The organism is Micromonospora sp. NRRL B-16802 (genome assembly GCF_001279555.1).
In the GTDB taxonomy this organism is placed as follows: Bacteria; Actinomycetota; Actinomycetes; order Mycobacteriales; family Micromonosporaceae; genus Micromonospora; species Micromonospora profundi.
The window spans coordinates 1-916 of record NZ_LGEB01000118.1; the positions used below are offsets into that span (position 1 = coordinate 1).

Genomic DNA, 916 nt, shown 5'->3' on the forward strand with positions numbered 1-916 from the left:
CCCTTTCGTCAGCTCAGCCCAGGAAGGTGCGCAGGGCGGCGTTTACCTCGTCGGCGTGGGTCCAGAGCAGACCGTGTGGGGCGCCTTCGATTTCGACGTACTCGGCGTCGGGCAGGCCCTGGCGAAAGCGCCGGGCGGTGGCGTCGATGGGGAGGATGTTGTCGGCGGTGCCGTGCAGGATCAGGGCCGGTTTGCCGCTGGCGCGGACCGCCTCGACGTCTTCGCGGAAGTCCTCGATCCAGGCGGACACGACGGCGTAGGCCGCCATGGGCGCGCTGGAGACGGCGACGTTCCAACTGCCGGTGACCGCCTCCTGGCTGATCCGGCTGCCGAGGTTCTCGTTGAGGTTGTAGAAGTCCGAGAAGAACTGCGTGTACCAGGCGTAGCGGTCGGCCTTCGCCGCGGCCTCGATCCCGTCGAACACCTTCTGCGGCAGGCCGTCGGGGTTGTCGTCCTGCTCGACCAGGAACGGTTCGAGTGAGGCGAGGAACGCCAGCTTCGCCACCCGCTGATGGCCGTACCGCGAGACATAGCGGGCCAGCTCGCCGGTGCCCATCGAGAACCCGACCAGGACCACGTCGCGCAGGTCCAGCGTCTCCAACACCATGTTCAGATCAGCGGCGAACGTGTCGTAGTCGTAGCCGGAACCAACCTTCGACGAGCGCCCGAAGCCACGACGGTCGTAGGTGATCACCCGGTATCCGGCAGCAAGCAGTTCACGCGTCTGAAGCTCCCAGCTGTGGCCGTTCAGCGGATACCCGTGGATGAGGACAACCGGCTGACCGGCACCCTGATCCTCGTAGTACAGCTCGATCGGGGTGCTGTTCTCGGTCCCGACGGCGATGAATCCCATGATCGTTTCCCTCCTGTTGTCGCATACCGGGTGGTGGTGTCCGCGTTGGACGTCGTTGTCGTG

Annotated in this window: 1 protein-coding gene; it reads right to left on the reverse strand. The window is 65.7% G+C overall.

Features of this window, described 5'->3' with window-relative positions; translation table 11 throughout:
* Positions 1-13 precede the first annotated feature (13 nt).
* A complete protein-coding gene (locus tag ADK66_RS28210; protein WP_053660665.1) occupies positions 14-853 on the reverse strand; it encodes an alpha/beta fold hydrolase in 840 nt (279 codons plus the stop codon).
* Positions 854-916 lie beyond the last annotated feature (63 nt).